This is a genomic window from Dietzia sp. DQ11-38-2 (genome assembly GCF_014145055.1).
Lineage (GTDB): Bacteria > Actinomycetota > Actinomycetes > Mycobacteriales > Mycobacteriaceae > Dietzia.
Genome location: NZ_JAALDW010000076.1, coordinates 1 through 4,375, shown reverse-complemented (window position 1 = coordinate 4,375; position 4,375 = coordinate 1). Strand labels below are relative to the sequence as shown.

Genomic DNA, 4,375 nt, shown 5'->3' with positions numbered 1-4,375 from the left:
GCCAGACCCGCGGGCCCGCGGGTGGCGGCCACCGCCGCTTCACCCAGGAAGCGGGGATCCTTGAGGTCGAATGCCTTCCGGGCGGCGGTGCCGGCCTTCTTCAGGTCCTTCTCGGCGGACTTGATGGCCTTGCGTTCAGCGGCTCGATCACTTCGTGTGCTCATGGGTAGATGGTGGCACAGGGCCCGGACCCCGACCACCACCTCACCGACATCCACCGGTACCGCGTGGCAGGATGGTCGCCGTGAGCATCGCAACGCAGAAGGCAACCATCCACACCACCAAGGGCGACATCGTCGTCGAGCTGTTCGGCAACCACGCCCCGGAGACGGTCGCGAACTTCGTCGGCCTGGCCGACGGTTCGAAGGACTACTCGCAGGCCAACGCCAAGGGCGAGAAGAGCGGCCCGTTCTATGACGGTTCGATCTTCCACCGCGTCATCTCGGGGTTCATGATCCAGGGCGGCGACCCCACGGGCACCGGTCGTGGCGGTCCGGGTTACCAGTTCAAGGACGAGTTCCACCCGGAGCTCCAGTTCAGTGAGCCCTACCTGCTGGCCATGGCAAACGCGGGCCCGGGGACCAACGGTTCGCAGTTCTTCGTCACCGTGGGCCCCACGCCGCACCTGAACAACCGGCACACCATCTTCGGGAAGGTCGCCGACGCCGACTCGCAGAAGGTCATCGACGCCATCGCCACCACCAAGACCGGGGCCATGGACCGTCCGGTCGAGGACATCGTGATCGAGTCCATCGAGATCTCCTGACAGTTGACCCCCGGGGTCGTGGCGACACGACCCGGCCAGCGGCGCGGGCACCGGTACCCCGGTCCCGCGCCGTCTGTGTCTCCATGACGATGCAGGAACGGTGACACCCCACCACGCCATGACCACTCAGACCCACAGCGGTGGCGCCGTCTCCCGCTTCTTCCGCCTCCAGCCGGTGACCGCGTGGCTCATCACCGCCAACCTCGCGGTCTACGCCGCGACGGTCGCCCAGTCGTGGAGTCTGCTCGCCAACCATTCCGCCGTGTTGTTCCAGGCCACGGCGCTGTATCCGCCGCTGGTCGCGGCCCATGACGAGTGGTGGCGTCTGATGACGTCGGCGTTCCAGCACTTCGGCCCCATGCATCTGCTGCTCAACATGTACATGCTGTGGATCCTCGGTCTGGGTGTCGAGCGCAGCATCGGCCATGCGCGATTCCTCGCGCTCTACCTGGTCTCGGCCCTCGGCGGGTCCGCCGCCGTGATGTTCTACGGCCAGAACGCGCTCACGGCCGGGGCGTCCGGCGCGATCTTCGGGCTCATGGGCGCCTACGCGATCGTCGCGATGTCGATGCGCGTGGACGTCAAGGGGATCGGGATACTGCTGGTACTGAACATCGGCGTGAGCTTCCTGGTCCCGGGCGTCTCGCTGGCCGCGCATCTGGGCGGCCTGCTCGTGGGTGCGCTCGGCGCGCTGGTCCTGGTGTCGTTGCCCCGTCGGCTACCGCGAGGGGTGGGCCGCGGCGGACGCCAGGCCGTGTCGTGGCTCGGCTACCTGGTTCTGGTGGCGCTCGTCGCCACGGCCGCCTGGTACGCGGCCGACACCATGTCGCCGGGGCTGTTCCTCAGAGCGTAGAGCCCCCGAACCCCAGCTGCACCAACCGGTCGGTCACCTCACGCGGGTCCGCCCCCAGGTCGCCTCGCGTGAACACGTCGAGTACCTCCCGACCCCGGTCATCCACGTACTCCAGTCGCATGAGGTGCTGCCGCACGCCCCATCTCGCGACCCCGAGTGCCCGCGCCTCGACGACCCGAGCGGGCGGGACGAACACCACGCCCCTGAGCCTGGTGATCGCGAGCTGACCGTCCACCACCTCGATCCGGGGACGCCGTATCAGCTGCATCACCCCCGCGGGGATCACGAACAGCGCCAGGAGTCCGGTGAGGATGAGCCCGAGCGGGTCCCCGTTCGCCGCACCCACCGCCATGGCGCCGACACCGAGGGCGATCTGCGCGCTCGGCCACAGCACCCCCGGACCCCACGAATCCGCATCCCACGAATCCGCATCCCGCGGATCCGCACTGTGCCCGCCGGGAGACGCCGCTGGCTCACTCATCCCCCCATCCTCTCTCATCCACAGGCGGAATCCACAGTGTGGATGAATCACACGGGTGGAGTTCGATCCGCGTTCGAGAGCCCGGCACCCCGACCTGCGGAGTCGTCCGCGTCGTCGTCGTCACGGGTTTGTCCCCAGTGTGGAGGGAGTTGTCCACAGCCTGTGCGGGCGGGTCCGACCAGCGGTAACAGCGGTTACTTCGCCGAATACACCACCTTGACCTGCGCGGATGTCAACTCGCTAAGAAAATGCAGGTCACCCCCCGCGGAGTGCGGGGGGTGACCTGTGTATAAGACTGTGGATTACCCGGAACCGGGTTCAGTGAGAACGGGTGTCAGCGCCAGTTCATCGTCATGAGGAGCCCGACGACAGCCAGACCGAACCCGATGGCGAAGTTCTGCCACGTCTCGAGGGACTGCATGAACGGGATCCGCTCACCGGCGATGTAGTAGGTCACCAACCACGCGAGCCCCAGGATCATGAGACCGAACATCACGATGATGTACCACTGCGACGTGGGCGTCCCCTTGACCTTGACGGGGGTGCGGCTGACGGCCGCGTCTGTGTACTCGGTCTTCGACCGGACCTTTGACTTGGGCATGACGTCCTCGCGCTGGTGGGGCTGCACTGGTGGGGCTGATCCAGGGCAGTCTACCAAGCCCCACCCCGGACGTTCATCCCACCGACGGCAGTACGCTGCATCTATGCGCATCCTCGTCGTCGACAACTACGACAGCTTCGTCTACAACCTGGTCCAGTACCTGGGCCAGCTGGGAGCGACGTGTGAGGTGTGGAGGAACGACGACGAGAGGCTCGCCGGACCCGACGGTGGCTACGACCCGGCGTCGCTGGCAGGGGTGGTCGCGGAGTTCGACGGCGTCCTGCTCAGCCCCGGCCCGGGTACGCCGGACCGGGCGGGGGCCACGATCCCGCTCATCGGGGTCTGCGGACGCGCCGGCGTCCCGGTGCTGGGCGTGTGCCTGGGACACCAGGCGATCGGGGAGGCGTTCGGGGCCACGGTCGACCGGGCCGCCGAACTCATGCACGGCAAGACGAGCCGGGTCACCCACGACGACTCCGGCGTGCTCGCCGGGATCCCCAGCCCCTTCACGGCGACCCGCTACCACTCGCTGACGGTGCTGCCGGAGACCATCCCGGAGGACCTCGTGCCCACCGCGTGGACCGGGTCCGGTCTGGTCATGGCGATGCGGCACCGCGAGATGCCGGTGCACGGGGTGCAGTTCCATCCCGAGTCGGTGATGAGCGACGGAGGCCACCGCATGCTCGCCAACTGGTTGGGGATGTGTGGCGAGCAGCCGGAGGAGGCCCTGGTGGCGGGTCTGGAGCACGAGCTCGACCGGGCCCGGGGCGCCGCGCTCGCCTGAGCCGCAGCACCCCGCGAGGCCCTCAGCCGGGGCCGGGTACCAGCCCGAAGCGGATCACACGCACCACGACCTGGTCGTTCACCCCGGCCTCGCCGACAGGCGGCTGTTGCGAATAGATCTGCCCCACCCGGGTGAGATCCGGGTCGTTCTGCGGAAGCTCGACCAGCTGACCGCGGCCTCCCCGCCACCCGGCGCGCTCGAGCGCGGCCAGCGCATCGGGCACGGTGCCGCCCACGAGGTTGGGCATGAGGAACCGGTTACCCGCCGAGACCTGCAGCGTGATCGTGGCTCCCTTGAGCTGCGTCTGCCCCGCCGGGGTGGACTGGTCCACCACCTCGCCCTCCGGCGCGGTGCCGTCGACCCTGCGGGTGTCCACCCGGAATCCGATGCCCTCGAGGGTGGCCCGGGCCGAGTCGATGGACTGCCCCACCACCCCCGGCACCTGCAGCTCCTCGGGGCCGGACCCCACCGTCAACCTGACGGGGCGGTCTGAGGGCACCTGGGCGCCCGGGGGCGGATCGGTGTCCACGACCTTGTCCTGGTCCTCGGCGGTGGAGGGGCGGGCCTCGTTCTCCGGGAGCACCTCGAACCCTGCCTCCTCGAGGGCCATCCGCGCGTCAACCGGTGACATCCCCATCACGTTGGGGACCATGAGGATCGGCCTGCCGGTGGACACCAGGAGAATGATCTCCGAGCCGACGGGGAGGCGCTTGCCGGCGATCGGATCAGAGGCGACCACCAGGCCCGCGGGGACCCTCTCGTCCGGCTGCGGGTTCTGTACCGGCTCCAGGCCGAGGGCGGTCAGTTCATCGACCACCTCCTGCACGGGCCGCTGCGCGACCTCCGGGACGGTCACCTCCTGGACCTGGACGACCCCGCCGTTCCGGTCG

General features: G+C 68.8%; 6 protein-coding genes. 3 read left to right on the top strand and 3 right to left on the bottom strand.

Annotated features, from left to right (window positions below; genetic code table 11):
- Window positions 1–235: 235 nt before the first annotated feature.
- Entirely contained in the window at window positions 236–766 is a 531-nt protein-coding gene (locus G6026_RS03110) for a peptidylprolyl isomerase (RefSeq protein ID WP_017835116.1), read from the top strand.
- Between the two features lie 118 nt (window positions 767–884).
- Window positions 885–1,619 (top strand): rhomboid family intramembrane serine protease, encoded by a 735-nt coding sequence (locus tag G6026_RS03105; protein ID WP_182612230.1) that lies wholly within the window; start codon window positions 885–887, stop codon window positions 1,617–1,619.
- Here the strand turns inward: G6026_RS03105 and G6026_RS03100 are convergent.
- Together G6026_RS03100 and crgA are read right to left on the bottom strand one after the other, a co-directional pair.
- A complete protein-coding gene (locus G6026_RS03100) occupies window positions 1,609–2,100 on the bottom strand; it encodes a PH domain-containing protein (RefSeq protein WP_241725891.1) in 492 nt (163 codons plus the stop codon). The two genes, G6026_RS03105 and G6026_RS03100, sit on opposite strands and share 11 nt — an antisense overlap.
- Before the next feature lie 334 nt (window positions 2,101–2,434).
- Entirely contained in the window at window positions 2,435–2,701 is a 267-nt protein-coding gene (gene crgA / locus G6026_RS03095) for a cell division protein CrgA (protein ID WP_031264343.1), read from the bottom strand.
- A 103-nt stretch (window positions 2,702–2,804) separates the two neighbouring features.
- On the opposite strand from crgA, the gene G6026_RS03090 reads away from it, so the two are divergent.
- A complete protein-coding gene (locus tag G6026_RS03090; protein ID WP_182612229.1) occupies window positions 2,805–3,485 on the top strand; it encodes an aminodeoxychorismate/anthranilate synthase component II in 681 nt (226 codons plus the stop codon).
- Between the two features lie 22 nt (window positions 3,486–3,507).
- Here the strand turns inward: G6026_RS03090 and G6026_RS03085 are convergent.
- On the bottom strand, window positions 3,508–4,375 hold an 868-nt coding region (locus G6026_RS03085; protein ID WP_182612228.1), incomplete at its 5' end, for a PASTA domain-containing protein.